Raw genomic sequence first — 16,676 nt, forward strand, 5'->3', positions numbered from 1 at the left:
CGTACCATTTTGCTTAGGAGATAGACATGGCTGCCCCTAAAAATACCTTTAAAGCGGCTCTCAAAAACCAACAGCCACAGATTGGTCTGTGGCTTGGCTTAGCCAACAACTACACAGCTGAACTTATTGCCAGTGCGGGGTTTGATTGGCTTTTAATTGACGGTGAACACGCACCAAATACCTTGCAAACCATGGTAGGTCAATTACAAGCTATCTCGCCCTATCATAGTCACCCTATCGTCAGGCCAGCCTGGGCAGACCATGTCGCACTCAAGCAAATACTTGATCTTGGCGTGCAAACTGTCCTAGCACCCATGGTAGATAATGCTGAGCAAGCGCTGGAGATAGTCAAAGCAACACGCTACCCACCTGCTGGTATTCGTGGAGTCGGCAGTGCATTAGCACGTGCTTCACAATTCAATCGAACACCTGATTATTTGACGACAGCGAACGAAGAAATCTGTGTACTGGTTCAAATTGAATCTCTGCGAGCCGTCGAAGAACTGGATAATATTCTTGCTGTAGATGGGGTCGACGGCGTCTTTATTGGACCGGCAGACCTGAGCGCATCACTGGGCTACATCGGCCAGCCAAATCATCCTGAAGTGGTGAAAGTGATAGAGCAAAGCATTGCGAAAATTGTTGCTGCGGGCAAGGCGCCAGGCATTTTAATGGCAGACAAGGTGCAAGCAAAACATTACTTGTCACTCGGCGCATTATTTGTCGCTGTTGGCAGTGATACGGGTTTACTTATGAACAGTACTAAAGCTTTGGTGAATGAGTTCAAGCCTGAACAAAATTCCCATGAAGAAGCAACAGCATCCGTCTATTAAGTGCTGGTTGTTATCTGAGTATGTCTGCCTCCCAGTTAACATACTCAGATATTTGATCTTGGATCACCCTTAGTTTGCCCAGCATGATATTTATTCGCATGCTGGGCTTTTTTTTATTATGACGTTGAGCAAAAAATCTCTTTTAATATTTCTATACTGTATTCTTAAGAGCCTGCAAAAAAACGCACTAAAAACAAATCTACCACGACAATAATAGAAGCTAATTTAATGAAAAAAGAATGGATCCCCAACATCACTATTGGCCAAGACTATGATGTCGCCTACAAAGACGCCACGATTCATTTTGATGTACTTGGAAAAATGGCGGACTTCTTTGGTCGTGATATGCCAATGCATTTGCATGCAGAATACTGCCAAATACATCTTATTTTGTCAGGGAAAACGTTATTTAATATCGAGCAAAATGTTTATGAAACGGAAGGCTGTGCTGCGTTTTACACGCCACCAGCTACACCACACGCTTTTTTAACTGAGCCTACCGCACCAGGTTATGTCATCACCATTCATAACACTCATTTACAAAGAATCATGGCTGAACTGAATGCTTACAGTAATCACAACTCATTACTGATGCCATTTCATCTAGATCGTAACAAAGACACCAACTCTAACCCGCTGCATTGGGAGCAATTATTAAACCTATTCAAAATGCTCAAGCTTGAATGGAACCAATCTGCTCTGTTTCAACAAGAAGGCATTGAATCCATTGTGAAACTGATCTTAATTAGCATGTTAAGACTGGCAGGCGCAGAGCAGCCCAGAAAACAACACAACCAAAGTGAAATCCTTTGTTTTAGAGAATTTAGTTCATTGCTTGAGCGTCATTTTTTAACGGAAAAGCAGATCCAATTTTATTGTAACTCTTTAAACATAAATGAAAGCAGATTGAATTATTTATGTAACAAGATAACGAAACTCAGCCCTAAGAAATTGATCAATGGACGAATTCTGCTTGAGGCAAAACGCCTATTATCTCACACCAATAAAAACCTCACCGAAATCGCGTACACCTTAGGTTATCTTGACCCTTCCTATTTTTCACGGTTCTTCTTAAAAAACACGGGAATGAGCCCTTCGGATTTTCGAAAACACTACAGAAAAAGTGAATAACCTACATACTTGGGTTATTCACTTCTTTGAAAAATAAGTTCCATTGCTAAGATAAAAAATAACAAATAAACACTTTATCTTTGCCCTGTAAAATATCCCTGTAGCTGATGAGTCATTTTACCACCTGTCAAAAGAATATTTTTAAGACTTTCACGAGCAAAAATATTTTTATGATGAATCCCAGTAAACAGAGCATACAAATTACTCCCGCCTAACATACCTTCGGCAACGACTCTACTGACCAAATGACTTGGAGTGACGCCAAAACCGGCATAACCCTGCACATAAAACACATTTGGATGTCCTGCCAAGGTTCCAACTTGAGGAAACAAATTTCGTCCTAATGACATTGGCCCTCCCCAAGCCATGTCGATTTTTACCTCTTTTAAGTATGGAAAGATGTTTAACATAATTTCTCGATTCCACTTAAATAAATCTTTGGGGATATATTCAACAAAGTGCGTTGCACCACCAAATAATAAACGATTTTCATTTGTTACTCGGTAGTAATCAATGACAGGACGAACATCACTAAACGCCCCTCTAATTGGACTAATTCTATTAATAAGCTCATCTGATAACGGCTCTGTTGCCATCTGAAATGACATAGTATTAATTATACTTTTTTCTAGTTTTGGTTCTAATCCATTGATAAAGGAGTCACATGCCCAAAGCATTTTTTCGGCGACGACACTACCCATAGCAGTTCTAACGGTGACTTTTTTTCCATACTCAACGGAAGTAACTTTTGAGTTTTCATATATTTTTACTCCCAAATCAGTCGCTGCCGCCGCCTCCCCAAGTAACAAATTCAGCGAATGAACATGCCCCCCATCCATATAACGAAGCACTGAACAGTAGGAGCGACTTCCAACAACAGTCTCCACTTCACGCCCTGTTACTAACCCAATATCTGAATTATGGTCAAGTAACTTAAACTCTCTTTCCCATGACTCTAATAGCTTTTGCTGACGTTGATTAAAAGCACAAAAGCCGTATCCATGTCTAAAATCCGCATCAATGTTATATTTATTAATCCGTTCTTTAACAATTTTTATGCCCTCAGCAGAAATTTTAAATATCGCATCGACACCATCTTCTCCAATATCCTTTTTAATCAAATCTAAATTATGCCCAACGCCAGGCATAATGTGACCTCCATTTCTTCCTGTACCACCATAACCTAAATGTTTTGCCTCTATTAAAACAATATTTTTGATACCTTTTTCTGCTAGCTCTAATGCTGTATTAATACCTGTAAAACCACCACCAATAACAACAATATCAGCCACTAAATCCTCTTGCAAAGAGGGAAACCTCAAATCATATTTTTTCGTTGCAGAATAATAATTTAAAGAATCCATCTTATCGAAATAATCATTTTTTGCCATTTTCTCTCTAAGCCTCATAAGTGAAAATTGTTCTTTATTAATACATTAGAGCGCTATCAAAAAATGTCTATATCACAATCAGGACATTTTCATAACAGCGAATAAAAATTAAAAACACCACTTTTGGGACATATCCTCACGTCATAAAGAAAGCTAGTCTCAAAACTTCGATAAAATCAATTTTCTAATCTACCTAGGGGACTATCTATGAAGATAAACACTGTCGATTTAACAAACATTGAACTCTTACCATGGGGAACGATTTCGGATCTCGGAGCAAAAACAATTGAAGGTGACTGTTTGATTGGAGGTGCTATAGTCTATGGTGCACCGGATACAGCCGTGTGCTGCGCTTATTTTAGCTGTACAAAAGGTAAGTTCGAAATGGAGTTCCCTTTTCATGAACATGCCATTGTTGTTGAAGGCGAGGTAACATTAACCTTACTTGATACTGGGGAAGAAAAAACTTACAAAAAAGGAGAAGCTTGGTTTTTCGAAAAGGGGACTAAGTTGAAATGGGTAATTCACAGTGAACGTTTTATTAAGCATTACCTTTCAGTGGCAGAATAAGCTAATTCGCATGACACACACACTTAGGCACAAACAAAATTAAGTTAAAACAGCTGAAGCATTTTATTCAAAAGCACTAAACAAAATCGATCACTGTGTATCACTTTTTGACCACTAAAAAATGATAATTTCACCTTGTTTAGTGCTTTTTGCCTCCTCCATTGCACCTTAGCTCATCGATTCAGTTCAAACAGTGCCTACATATCTCCACCCAAACCAAAGTTAACATATTAACTACTTGACATACTCACATCACAATGTAATCTATTTATATAATCTATATTATGAGCAATAATGATGACCATAGCAGTCCTACACTCTATACCACAACTCATTTCAAGCATCGGAACACGATACTTCTATAGCAGTTTAGCCTGTTTCATAAAATTTATACCCAATATCATGGATGCTAAAATTTTACTTTTCCCTCTCACCAAAAAACCTCAAGTTTTAGGCGTTGAAACCATTAGCCAAATCGATAAATTCTACTGTGAATCGGCCTATTTACTAGACCCTACTTTTGATAAAATTGATGATTCGAAAGATTACCAATGTTTTACCATCAATATAGAAGCAACAATAAACAAAAAAAATCAAAACTATTACAATCAGTTCTACCGATATATAAATTGGAAAAAAGAAACTATATTTTCAATTAAAATTGATGAATACAACATCATATGTATAGCGATTAATTCAACAGATTCGTATGAAGATCTATCAAACTATTTATTAATTATCAAAGAAATGATAATTAAACACGAATCAATAATTAAAAAAGAATATCAATCAAACAATCAGTGTAAAAATATATACACTAAAAAAACAACACACCTAGAATCGCTCACAAACCGAGAAAAACAAATAGTAGACCTAATGCTGCAAGGACATTCACAGTCAAAAATAGCCGAATTTTGTTTCATTTCAGAAGGTACAGTAAAAAATCATAAAAAAAACATCTATAAAAAACTAAACATTCACAGTCAAAGTGAGTTTTTTATTAAACTAAATCAATTCCCCTCCAACATTTTATAAAATCTCAAACAACTGTTGATTATTGTTGAGATCTAAAGGATTAGCCCATCTCTACTTATTTTATAAATGATGGACAAGGTATCTTCGGCTATGACAGTCCAGACTATCAATTCATCAACCACTACCTATGAGCACATCTTTGCAATAAATTATAAAGTGTTTTCTCTAAATCAAGGATAAGCACGCTAAACCTTCAAACCCATTGATGAAGACACTCAAAAAAATTATTTAACATGTTAATTAAAATGATATAATTTAGGCCTTTTTATGGGGACTTTAAGTATTACGGGCTAATGTGACACACGTTCCAACCATGTTGTTGTCAGAAAAACTAGGATGATTAGAAGGTTGTCGACAACCAGCTATTGATGGCCATCGTGAGATTGCTCATCGAGCCAAAGACGCTGGAGTAGATACCATTGTTGTTTTAGACACTCATAGTGTTGGTTAATGCTGGACATCATATTAATGCCAATGCTCATTATTAGGTAGACAAATGCTCAATAAAACCATTACAAAACAAGATTTAACCACACAGGCGGCACTGCAACTTTGTAGTACCGCTATCGATCAAGCGGTACTACTTGGTATCAACGTCTGCATCACCATCGTTTGCTCTTCTGGACGAAATCTCGCCAGCGCGGCGATGAATAATGCGCCGCTGTTATCCCAAGCTATCTCTCATAAAAAAGCCATTACTTCCGTGTCATTTGGCATACCAAGCAAAGAGTGGCAAAGCAAGCTAGCAGACAGAAATAACACCTTACTTGCTTTGCAAAGCGAGCCTGATTTTACTTTTTTAGGTGGAGGACTGCCGATTTTACTTGAAGGTTATATTGTTGGTGCGATTGGTGTATCTGGTGGTTCTGAACAACAAGACATTGATTGTGCGACAGCGGCAATAAACTTTCTGAACTAAAACCATACAACAGAATATTTTTATGTTGGAGCCGTTATGCCCTCTACTTTAAGTAAATTAACCATCCCTTTGCTTGGCTATTTAGTCGCTTTTGGGCCGCTTTCTATCGATATGTACTTACCAAGCTTACCGACCATAGCCAACAGCCTAGAAACCACGGATCAGCTGATACAAACCACCATTACTGTATTTTTGCTTGGCATGGCAATCGGCATGCTCATTTTCGGCCCCTTATCCGATATGCTGGGTAGAAAGCGCTTACTGTTAATAGGTATAGGCTTTTATTTCTTGAGCAGTATAGGTTGCGCAATGGCATCCACAGGCGAGAGCCTGATTTTGTTTCGTTTCTTACAATCATTAGGAGGAGCGGCAGCGGCCGTTCTGGGTAGAGCGTTAGTGAGAGACTTGTATGAACTGAAGCGAGCCGCCAATATCCTTTCACACATGCATATCATCTCCATGATGGTCATGCTGGTATCGCCCATACTTGGGGCTTACATTGTGAGCTATTTTGAGTGGCGTTGGATTTTTTACTTCTTAGCTTTGTTCTCAATGCTAGCCTTTATTGGCAGCGCACTGTTGTTACCAGAAACAAAGTCCAACTCAAGCATAAAACCGAGCATCAGCCACTACTTCAACAACTACATTGACTGCCTACGCTCACCATTGTTGATCCAATATGTACTGACCAACGCCTTTTCATTCGCTGGTATGTTTGCCTTCATCGCAACATCCGCATTTGTGTACATAGAATACTTTCAACTGTCAGAAACCCATTATGCGATGCTCTTTTCTGCCAATATTGTCGCCATCATTATCGCCACCTTACTCAACTCGTATCTCAGTAAACGCTATAGCGTCAGCGTCGCATTAAATGTAGCGGTTGCTATCTCTTTTATGGCGACACTGATCATTTGGGGAATGTATGGCTTTAACAGCACACCAATTCTGTTATTTGTCATTGCTACCATGCTTTATATCAGTGTCACTGGTGCGATCGGCGCCAACAGCTTAGCCACCTTATTTGACCTGTTACCAGAAAAAGCCGGCACAGTGTCTGGGCTTTTAGTAGCGGCGCAATTTGCGATGGGAAGCTTCATTAGCTATGTGGCGAGTTTATTGTTCGATGGCACACCAGCAAGCCTTTTAATCATCATGGCCTGCTGTGGCACTTTGTGTTCATTGCTGTATATGAGCACAAAAATACGTCATTAATATTGCGCTCTAAGCATCCAGTAAATTCGTAACACATCTTAATAGGTGCTGCTGAACCTTTACTAGACCCTCTTCAATTTCTTGAATAGCGCTATTGATCTGATTAATAAGTGATTCAGCCCCATCGTAATCGTGCCTAGGTGTCTTCTTTAGCAAGCTTTCACCAAGCTCAAACAGACGATACAACGGTGCTTCAATAGCTTTAAAGGCGTCATGATCTCGATAGCTAAAATCATTATCGTCGCCATGGATATACCACTGAGCAAATACAGTTTTGTTTATATCCAGCACGTCATTATTAACATGCTCTGTACATAACCACTGTGCAATCCACGCATCTTTTATATTCATCAATTCAAACAATGAGGTCGACCCATGCCCATACAGCATCGCTTTATAGGCCGCTGAAATAATGAGCTCAGAGCTAACGTTGGTTTTGGCCATGCTTGACTGGATATTAACGGAATGCTCATGATGCGAATTAATGGCTTCGTTTAGCACCTGAATACGTCGATCCACTTCTGCCGTTGTGGTTTGAATGCGTTGCACCAATGTCGAGATTTCATCACTGGACTCTCTTGCGCGACTTGCCAAACCTCTAACTTCATCAGCAACAACGGCAAAGCCTCGACCATATTCGCCAGCACGAGCCGCTTCAATAGCGGCATTAAGCGCTAGCAAGTTAGTCTGTTCAGATATTTTATTGATGACACCAGCGAAGCTATCAATTTCCGTCGCTAAGCTTCGCAAGGTTAGCACCTCTTCTAAGCTTTTCTCTGCGTCTTCAGACATGAGCTTGGTAGCATCACAAAGCTTATTCAGCTCCAAATTACTTTTTTGATTTTCGCTTTTAACCTCTTCTACTTTACTCATTGGCTCAAACAGCTCTTCAGATACCTGATTTACCATTTGTGTAACAGGCACTAAAAGCCCCGTCATGCCATTTAATAAATTCTTCGTAAAATCTAAGCCATCTGCTGTGCTTCCTTGAGAAGATAACTGTTCTTCTATCACCCTTATTTTAACGTCCTTTTCATCCACCAAATCCTGCAGCTGATGATTTTTAGTTTCTAATGATAAAATAACGTTTTTTTGTTCTGTTATTATTTTTGAGTTTTTAAAAGACAACATAGCTACTTCCATAAAAAGGGCTTCAACCTACATTGAAGCCCTGTGAATATTAATGATTAAGCTACACGACGCTTTTCTCTAATTTTGCTATAAGTAAACACAAAAATGGATAAAAGAGTCACACTAAATAAAGCCAAAGCAATTGGTCGATCTAAAAAGACATCAAAACTGCCATTAGACACACCTAACGCCTGACGCATTCGATTTAAGAACACAGGCCCCAAAACCAACCCCAATATAATAGGAACGGCAGGAATGTTATTCCGTTTCATAATATAGCCAACCACCGAGAACCCGAGTGCAATAAAAGCATCCGTAAACTGATAATTCTGACTGTAAGCGCCTAAGAAACCGAGAACAAAAATAAGTGCTCCAATGAAACGACCACGAATTCGAGTAATGTTTACAATAAAGCGAGAGGCAAAAGTTAGGTATATGAATATAAAAATATTCATCACGAACAATGCCACATACAGACCGGAAATAAACTCAGGATGCTCAGTAAACAATCTTGGACCTGGCGTATAGTTATGAACCATAAACACCGACAGAAGCATCGCCATTAAAGCATCAGCAGGAATACCAAATGCCAACAAAGGAACCAAAACAGACGCTGTTACAGCATTATTTGACGTTTCTGAAGCGACAATGCCCGCCTCAGCGCCTTTACCAAATTCATCAGGATTCTTTGAGAATTTCTGCGCCAAAGTATAGGAAAAGAACTGGGACCCAAACTCGCCAACGCCTGGCAACAATCCCATCACCACGCCTAAAATTGCCGAACGGATCGCTGTCACTTTATTGCGCATAAGCACGACAAAACCTTCAAAACGTCCCGATCCCTCTAATTTCGTTTTGAATGAATCATTACCTTTTGCAGAAATCAGTACATACGCTTGCGACATAGCAAACAGACCAATTACGGCAGGTACTAATGGCACCCCAGCTAGCAGCCAAGGTTGATCAAAAGTGTAAACTTGGGTATTAAAAGATCGATCAATACCGACCGAACCTAAAAACATACCAAGACCAATCATTGCCGCTGCTTCAAGGGCATACTTATTGTGCGCCAGCACAACAAAAACCATCCCAAGTAAAGCCAACATGGCAAATTCAGCGCTGCCAAATAGCGTTGCAACCTGAGACAAGGTAGGAGCGAAAAACACCAACGATAGAACGCTGATCATTCCACCAAAAAATGAAGACGTATAAGCAATAGACAATGCCTTTTTGCCTTCCCCTCGTTTGGCCATGGGATAACCATCATAAGTGGTGAGAACAGCCACCGGCGTTCCTGGTGTATTCATTAATATGGCGGGAATAGCGCCGCCATACCAAGCACCGCCATAAACTCCCAACAATAAAGTCACGCCAAACAATGGCTCCATTGTAAAAGTTAAAGGCAGCAATATGGCCATCACACCAGCAGGTTCTAACCCGGGAATAGAGCCAATCGTGACACCGATAAGTGCACCAAGAATAACAGCCCATATAACGCCGTTACCAAATACTTCATTGATACCTAATGCTATTAAATCCATAAAAATCTCTAAAAGTATTTATTCATAAACCAAAGGGTTTCACCGCTGAATAGCTTTTCATATAAAGCTACGTCTGGAATCCAGATATTCACCCCAACTCTAAAAATTAGGACAATTAATGCGACAGCAATAAAGGTGTTCAATACCCAGATTGCTGATATCAATCGACTTAGCCAGACAATAGACAATACAAAAAGCATGGTTGATAAAGTAAAACCAATAATCGTAATTGCGTTGACATAGACAAAGAAAAGGATGCCTGTAATAAAGACCATTCGGTAATAACCTAGGCTTTCAACAAAACTTTCCAGTAAGCTTTTTTCGCCCTCTATCGGCCTAATGACGAGCAAGAGTTTGATAAAGGAAAAGAAAGCCAATATGCCCAAACCAAATAAAGGGGCAACATAAGGCTGAGTATACCAACCGTGATCGCGTTTAATTTCCACAGTATGACTTTGGTAAGTAAAAATTAAATAAATACTAATGATGGTAATAAACAGAAAAAACAGCTTGGATTTACGATGCTCATATTCCATTTCCATCCCCCTCTTTTTTACTTACAACGGTATTAGAGATAGGCACAATCAATACAGGCACGGTCGTATTATGGATAACTTTCTGAGCGGTTGAACCTAGAAACATTCGAGACAATGCATTAACACGCCTATCTCCCATTACAACCATGCTGGCATCAACATCTTTTATCGTATCGACAATTTTTTTGGCAGGGTCACCAAAACGAACCACAACTTCAATGCTGTCTTCGTTAAACTCAATATCACTCAACTCTTCAGCAACGAAATTATGGATTCGCTGCTTCATGTAAGCTCGTAATTCGTCTTTTAGTGATTCCAAATGCGCATCATGCGCCTTCTTCAATTTGAATCCGACAAAAGAGTCATCATTACCACGGTGAAACTGATCAGAAACATGCAGGAAAAAAATCTTGCCGTCAGTGCTAGCCGCCTGTTCCAAAGCTGCACGCAGTACGACCCGACTTCCCCTTTCTAAATCAGAGGCATATAAAATATTTCGCATTTATGGACTCCAAGAGGCCTTATTAACAATGTCAAAAGCAAAACAAAGAAGAGGCAAAACAGACGAAAATAGATAACGACATGAATGCTGAAATCGGAACCAAACAGGCAGCCAAAGTTGAGTTCATGGGTTATAAATGAACACGTTAAATCTGTTTTTTACAAAGCAGTGGAGAGTGCAGTAGTCATACAAGAGTTTGCAGAAATATAGCCATATAATTATGGCTATATTTCTGTATAAGAACTTACTTCGCTCGGTTAACAACCTTACGAACCGTATTCTCTAACAACCCTTCCATACCAAATTCGACGCCCAATCCAGAAGACTTATTACCGCCAAAAGGGACGTGAGGTAGCACTTCTGCATGGTTGTTTACCCAGACCGTTCCTGAATCAAGTTGATCAACAACCCAATCAAGCTCAGCACAAGGCTCACCCCAAACAGAACCACCTAAAGCAAACTCTTCATGAATAGCTTTCGACATAACCTCGTTAAGATCATCGTAAGGAATAACAGGAAGCACCGGACCAAATTGTTCATGACAAACCACATCAATACTGTGTTGTGGGTCTTTAATAATAGTAGGAGCAATAAAATAACCATCTAAACCAGACGGTAGTTCTGCGGCAATAACCTCTGCTCCAGATTCACGAGCATCAGCAATCATGGCTTTCACCTTTTCATACTGATTCGCGTTTTGAACGGGTCCAAAGGTCACACCTTCTTGCATACCATTACCAACAACTTGCGCCGCGGCTATTTTTACTAAAGCATCGCATAAAGCTTCATATTTAGAACGGTGGACATAGAGGCGTTTTAAACAAGCACATGTTTGCCCCATGTTGACAAAAGACGTCATGAAAATCTTTTCAGCAATCTTCTCAACATTGGCATTTTCTAAAACAATCCCAGCATCATTACCACCCAACTCCAGTGTTACCTTTTTCAGGTCACCAGCAACCAAAGAGGCAATACGCTTACCTACCGGTGTTGAACCAGTAAAGACCACTTTTTTAACATCAGGGTGCGATACTAAAGGTTCGCCAACTTCTCTTTCACCGATAACACACTGTACTAAGTTTGGTATTGTGTGCTCATTAATAATATCCACTAAACGAAGGGTATTAATGGGCGTCAAAGAAGAAGGCTTAATCACCACACTATTGCCCGCACGAAGGGCTGGCATAATATGCCAAATGGCAATCATCAAAGGCCAGTTCCAAGGGGTGATGGATGCAACGACACCAACAGGCATACGATGCACCTCAACACGGCGCTCTTCACTGTCTTCCAGCACTTCTGGTTCGAGTTTTAGATCTGCATTGTAATGAGTCCACCCCACAGCGCCGCCCACTTCAAACTGAGCAAGAAACAATGGCTTTCCTTGCTCTGCTGTAATGATTGCTGCTAGCTCAGGCCCTGCCGCCTCAATGGCATTAGCAACATTATGTAAAGCTGCTGTACGCTCTTCGTGAGATTTTGCACTCCACTGCTTAAAAGCAATCTTAGATTTTTCAACAGCACTGTTTACATCACCTGCTGTTGAAGTCTGAATCGACTTATACGTTTGCTTAGTCGCTGGATTAATAATATCTAAAGCCATGTTTCCACCATTCTTTTTATTTTGAGCAATACGATGTGCAAAAAATGAATAACTATTTATTCTCAGCTACTAATTTTTTTGCATTTTCAAAGTCAAGTTCGATCAACTTTTGTGCGTTTTTCGAATTTGTCCAATACACACTGGCACCGGTGTTTTCTTGTAATTTCAACACGTCAGGCGACTGAAGAGCGGTCTCTGCAATCTCTGCGATTTTGTCGATAATCGGTTGAGGAGTGCCTTTTTTCACAAACAAACCATTCCATAAGGTTTGAGAGATTCCCGCCACCTCATTCAAAGTGGGTACATCAGGTAAAATAGACAAACGTTGGTACGTAAAAGACGTTAAAACCTTCACGTCTTTTGAATCTAAACAAGGAAGGATCTGTTGTGTCGTTGTATTGATAACATCCGCATCACCATTTGCTAATGCAGAACAATCTAATGCATCAAAAGCCGAATCAGAGGCAAATTCAAAACCTAGTTTTTTCGCGGCCTGAAACGTAACGGCAGTTGGCGTCGCTTCATAACCAAAGTGGCCTAGAGACACATCATGTGTCTTCGCATACTCAGCCAATTCGGGCAATGTACTGTATGGCGCATCGGATTTAACCGCCAAAACAAAAGGATAATCTAGAAAAATGCCAACGGGAACAAAGGCATCTGCAGCATATGGAGCATTGCCACCCACAACCTGACTGGTTACTAAGTCGACCACAAAAGAGCCAATAACACTGCCATCAGGACGAGATTGTGCAACGGTCGTTGCACCAAGCACGCCACCGCCACCAGGTTTGTTCACCACAGTCGCTGGCACACCGGTTTCTTTCGACATTTTTTCAGCAATAACACGAGTCAAAACATCTTCCAAGTCTCCTGGTGGGAATGGAACGATGAACTTAACGGGGCGATTCGGATAATTTGCCGCGTAGGTTGCCGTAGTAGCTAATGTGGAGATCACCAAGGTTGAAGCGGCCAGCGCTTTTAGAGCAAAAGATATTTGTTTTTTCATTTTTATCGTTCCTTTTTAGTAATACAGATCAAACCTACACTCTCGACCAGCCAGCTTCTATGTCCCGATAGGGATATTTTTTCCTCTATCGTTTTACAATTTGAGTTGGCCTTACGTTGAAACCTGTGCATCTTTGCCTAATCGTATATTTGTTATTTTGTGAACTTGAGCTGCACCAAACTAGTTAACATGTTCATTAAATTCAAGTGTTTTTTTACTCTTGATTGCATTTTTCATAACTAACTAAAAAGTCATTCCTTAAGTCATTCCTTCGTTTCTTCCTAGAAAAGTCCTAAGTTTTGCCTGAAAAACACATTCCTTAAAAACCTTCAAATATCAATACTGTAAAAACTTGATATAAAAAAAATAAGAGGACACAACAAATGAAACGCCAAAACCCATTGCTAGAAGAGTTACAAAAAGTATTACCTAATATCGCTAAAAACGCAGAAGAAGCAGAAAATCTTAGAAAAGTACCTGAAGAAAATATTGAGTTACTCAAAAAAATAGGATTGCACAAAGCGTTTTTACCAAAAGTGTATGGCGGTTATGAGATATCTCTTCCAGAGTTTGGTGACTGTATTGCTGCACTTGCTGGTGCTTGTGCAAGTACCGCTTGGGCGTTTAGCTTGCTCTGCACCCACAGCCACCAAATAGCCTTATTTCCCAAACAAGCACAGGACGATGTTTGGAAAGACGATCCTGATATGTTAGCCAGCAGCAGTATTGCTCCTTTCGGCAAATATCAAGAAACCGATGGCGGAGTCATTTTTAGCGGAGATATGCGCTGGAGCAGCGGCTGCGAGCACGCCCAATGGGCGCTTTGTGGTTTTCTAAGAGAAAATAAAGAAGGCACTAAGGATCACTGCTTCGCACTGATTCCTGCGACCGATTACAGCATCGATGATGACTGGTATTCAGCAGCCATGAAAGGCAGCGGCACTAAAACACTGGTCATACGTGACAAATTTGTACCAGAACACAGAATCCAAAAAGCCAAAGATATGATGGAAGGAAAGTCTGGCGGTTTTGGCCTATACCCAGACAGTAAGATTTTTTACGCCCCTTACCGACCTTACTTTGCATCGGGGTTCTCGGCCATCAGCTTAGGCATTGCGGAGCGCATGCTAGAAACATTTAAAGAAGTGACTCAAGGTCGAATTCGAGCCTATACAGGTGCCAAAGTTGGGACCGCTACTCCAGCGCTATTGCGCATTGCAGAATCCACTCATCAAGTTATGGCTGCTCGTGCTTTTCTTGAGAAAACGTGGGATGAACACGCCGAATACGCTGAAGCACACCAATACCCTGATCGAGCAAAATTAGCAGAATGGCGCACCAATCAAGCTTATGTAGTAAAAATGTGCATTGATGCGGTCGATCGTTTATTCAGCAGCATGGGCGCAAGTCACTGGTATCTGGATAAAGAAGCACAGCGTCTATTCCGCGATAGTCACATCACAGGCGCCCACGCCTATACCGATTACGACGTTTGCGCACAAATCTTTGGGCGTGAATTGATGGGCTTAGAACCCGATCCATCTCTACTTTAATATCCGCTTTAAAGAGTCAGATCCCTTTACTTTTAAGGGATCTGACTGCTTTTAAAAAATAAATAGATAAGAACAAGAGAGAATATTATGAGCTTCGACCCTAAAGAATTCCGCCGCTGCCTTGGCAATTTCGCCACAGGCGTTACCGTTATTACCGCAAAATCTGCCGATGGCACCCAAGTTGGCGTAACGGCCAACAGCTTTAACTCCGTATCGCTTGACCCGCCACTTATACTGTGGAGCATTGTCAAAACATCAAGCAGTTATGCCGTATTTGAAAATGCAGATCATTTTTCCGTTAATATTTTAGCGGCAGATCAAATCGATTTATCGAACAATTTCGCGAAACCAAGCGAGGATAAATTTGCCAATATCGAGACGCGAAATGGTGTTGGTGGCGCACCACTATTAACGAATACCGCCGCGAACTTTCAATGCGAGAAATACCAAGTTATCGACGGTGGTGACCACTGGATCATGATTGGCAAAGTCGTTGCATTTGAAAACTTTGGCCGCGCGCCGCTACTTTACGTACAAGGCAGTTATGCAGGGGCGATTCCTTTTACAGGGGCCAAAACACCTGCTCAAAATGTTGCCTCAGATAAAACACTGGCCCGTTTGCATGACAGTGCAATTTACCTTATGCATAAAGTGTTACAAAAAGTTCAAGAGAACTATTTGCCAAAGCAATCTTCTACTGGCCTAAGCACGAGTGAAGCTCGATTGTTACTCGTCTTAAGTGACACCGCAGGTATCACCATTGATGATTTGACTAATTTAGTAACCATTCCATCCGTGGATGTCATTGATGGAGTTGAAAGTCTAAAAGGCTTTGGTCTGATTAACAGTGACCTTGAACTTACAGACAAAGGCGAAGAAATGGCTGAACGCCTATGGGCCATCTCAAATCAGCAGCAATCCGATATCTTTGCCAACCTCAAAGAAGACGAATTAAACAGTTTTAAACAGCAGTTACATCAATTACTAAAACAACTGTCTTAGTTCTCAAAGCTCATCGACCTTTACGACATACATAAAAATCCCCTCGTGGGATTTTTATGTATGTATAATACCTTCCTAATTAACAAGTTAAGTTATTGATTGCAGCAATGATCCCCACCCCACGTGATTGCCTTTGCCATCTTAGACTGTACACTTTTAGCAACCGTTACCCATAAAAATATCAGCATCGCGAAATCGTCACCGAGACCCATGCGCCAGCATTCTCTTTAGAAAACGCATTTGATACTTTAAGGTAATATTTTTCGGAATGAATGAGATTACATGAAAAGATTAGAAGATTCCCTGACACTGCAATTATTAAGAGCACGTGAATCATCCATGACTTTTTTTAGGCCAGTACTACAAAAAGCAGGCTTTACCGAGCAACAGTGGCGAGTCTTACGTGTTTTAAATGATCATGAAGAATTAGAAGCAAAACAACTGGCGCATTTGTGTTGTATTCTCAGCCCGAGTTTAACCCGCATTATTACGCGCTTTGAAGACGATGGTTTTATAAAACGCAAAAAATCCCCTACGGATCAGCGCATCTCATTGCTTTCACTCACCCCTAAAGCAAATAAAATTGTCAAAGAATTCCGCCCGGAAGTGGATGCCGCTTACCAACGACTCAAAGACAAATTGGGAGAGGATAAGCTTAAAGAGCTCAGTCGACTGTTGAGCGATATTATTGCTTTAGAGAGTTAA

The 16,676-nt window shown here is 40.5% G+C and carries 16 protein-coding genes and 1 pseudogene; 10 read left to right on the forward strand and 7 right to left on the reverse strand.

Annotation, left to right across the window (positions count from 1 at the left end):
- Positions 1-26 precede the first annotated feature (26 nt).
- Together hpaI and DFP75_RS06005 are read left to right on the forward strand one after the other, a co-directional pair.
- Positions 27-833 carry a 4-hydroxy-2-oxoheptanedioate aldolase gene (gene hpaI, locus DFP75_RS06000; RefSeq protein ID WP_110573280.1) on the forward strand — a complete coding sequence of 269 codons (807 nt, stop codon included), beginning with the start codon at positions 27-29 and terminating at the stop codon, positions 831-833.
- A 228-nt stretch (positions 834-1,061) separates the two neighbouring features.
- The gene (locus DFP75_RS06005) at positions 1,062-1,964 is read left to right on the forward strand and encodes a helix-turn-helix domain-containing protein (protein ID WP_110573282.1); all 903 of its coding nucleotides are present in this window, start codon (positions 1,062-1,064) and stop codon (positions 1,962-1,964) included.
- Between the two features lie 74 nt (positions 1,965-2,038).
- Here DFP75_RS06005 and DFP75_RS06010 read toward each other — a convergent pair whose 3' ends face one another.
- Complete coding sequence (locus DFP75_RS06010; protein ID WP_110573285.1) at positions 2,039-3,355, reverse strand: NAD(P)/FAD-dependent oxidoreductase; 1,317 nt, start codon at positions 3,353-3,355, stop codon at positions 2,039-2,041.
- A gap of 207 nt (positions 3,356-3,562) precedes the next feature.
- On the opposite strand from DFP75_RS06010, the gene DFP75_RS06015 reads away from it, so the two are divergent.
- The 5 genes from DFP75_RS06015 to DFP75_RS06035 all read left to right on the forward strand — a co-directional run bounded on the left by DFP75_RS06015 (position 3,563) and on the right by DFP75_RS06035 (position 7,094).
- The gene (locus tag DFP75_RS06015; RefSeq protein ID WP_110573287.1) at positions 3,563-3,925 is read left to right on the forward strand and encodes a cupin domain-containing protein; all 363 of its coding nucleotides are present in this window, start codon (positions 3,563-3,565) and stop codon (positions 3,923-3,925) included.
- Positions 3,926-4,219: 294 nt separating this feature from the next.
- Positions 4,220-4,960, forward strand: a complete 741-nt coding sequence (locus tag DFP75_RS06020; RefSeq protein WP_110573289.1) for a helix-turn-helix domain-containing protein — start codon at positions 4,220-4,222, stop codon at positions 4,958-4,960.
- Between the two features lie 382 nt (positions 4,961-5,342).
- On the forward strand, positions 5,343-5,411 hold the full coding sequence (locus DFP75_RS18730) for a hypothetical protein (protein ID WP_342767502.1): 69 nt from the start codon (positions 5,343-5,345) through the stop codon (positions 5,409-5,411).
- A 45-nt stretch (positions 5,412-5,456) separates the two neighbouring features.
- The gene (locus DFP75_RS06030; protein ID WP_110573291.1) at positions 5,457-5,879 is read left to right on the forward strand and encodes a GlcG/HbpS family heme-binding protein; all 423 of its coding nucleotides are present in this window, start codon (positions 5,457-5,459) and stop codon (positions 5,877-5,879) included.
- A gap of 36 nt (positions 5,880-5,915) precedes the next feature.
- Complete coding sequence (locus tag DFP75_RS06035) at positions 5,916-7,094, forward strand: multidrug effflux MFS transporter (protein ID WP_110573293.1); 1,179 nt, start codon at positions 5,916-5,918, stop codon at positions 7,092-7,094.
- 9 nt (positions 7,095-7,103) lie between these two features.
- Here the strand turns inward: DFP75_RS06035 and DFP75_RS18780 are convergent.
- The 6 genes and pseudogenes from DFP75_RS18780 to DFP75_RS06065 all read right to left on the reverse strand — a co-directional run.
- Positions 7,104-7,802, reverse strand: a pseudogene (locus DFP75_RS18780) (methyl-accepting chemotaxis protein); the annotation flags it as partial.
- 479 nt (positions 7,803-8,281) lie between these two features.
- Positions 8,282-9,766: a tripartite tricarboxylate transporter permease gene (locus DFP75_RS06045; RefSeq protein ID WP_110573297.1), complete on the reverse strand. Its 1,485-nt coding sequence runs from the start codon at positions 9,764-9,766 to the stop codon at positions 8,282-8,284.
- 8 nt (positions 9,767-9,774) lie between these two features.
- Positions 9,775-10,302, reverse strand: a complete 528-nt coding sequence (locus DFP75_RS06050) for a hypothetical protein (protein WP_146219951.1) — start codon at positions 10,300-10,302, stop codon at positions 9,775-9,777.
- Positions 10,292-10,804 (reverse strand): universal stress protein, encoded by a 513-nt coding sequence (locus DFP75_RS06055; RefSeq protein WP_110573301.1) that lies wholly within the window; start codon positions 10,802-10,804, stop codon positions 10,292-10,294. Before DFP75_RS06055 ends, DFP75_RS06050 begins: the two co-directional genes overlap by 11 nt.
- A gap of 244 nt (positions 10,805-11,048) precedes the next feature.
- On the reverse strand, positions 11,049-12,407 hold the full coding sequence (locus DFP75_RS06060) for an aldehyde dehydrogenase family protein (RefSeq protein WP_110573303.1): 1,359 nt from the start codon (positions 12,405-12,407) through the stop codon (positions 11,049-11,051).
- A 52-nt stretch (positions 12,408-12,459) separates the two neighbouring features.
- Positions 12,460-13,416 carry a tripartite tricarboxylate transporter substrate binding protein gene (locus DFP75_RS06065; protein WP_110573305.1) on the reverse strand — a complete coding sequence of 319 codons (957 nt, stop codon included), beginning with the start codon at positions 13,414-13,416 and terminating at the stop codon, positions 12,460-12,462.
- A 383-nt stretch (positions 13,417-13,799) separates the two neighbouring features.
- Here DFP75_RS06065 and DFP75_RS06070 point away from each other — a divergent pair, with 383 nt between their 5' ends.
- From DFP75_RS06070 to hpaR, 3 genes are all read left to right on the forward strand, one after another.
- The gene (locus tag DFP75_RS06070) at positions 13,800-14,969 is read left to right on the forward strand and encodes a p-hydroxyphenylacetate 3-hydroxylase oxygenase component (RefSeq protein ID WP_110573307.1); all 1,170 of its coding nucleotides are present in this window, start codon (positions 13,800-13,802) and stop codon (positions 14,967-14,969) included.
- Between the two features lie 87 nt (positions 14,970-15,056).
- A complete protein-coding gene (locus tag DFP75_RS06075) occupies positions 15,057-15,971 on the forward strand; it encodes a p-hydroxyphenylacetate 3-hydroxylase reductase component (protein WP_110573309.1) in 915 nt (304 codons plus the stop codon).
- Between the two features lie 282 nt (positions 15,972-16,253).
- Entirely contained in the window at positions 16,254-16,676 is a 423-nt protein-coding gene (gene hpaR, locus DFP75_RS06080) for a homoprotocatechuate degradation operon regulator HpaR (RefSeq protein ID WP_110573311.1), read from the forward strand.

The sequence above is a fragment of the Marinomonas alcarazii genome, from assembly GCF_003208215.1.
Lineage (GTDB): Bacteria > Pseudomonadota > Gammaproteobacteria > Pseudomonadales > Marinomonadaceae > Marinomonas > Marinomonas alcarazii.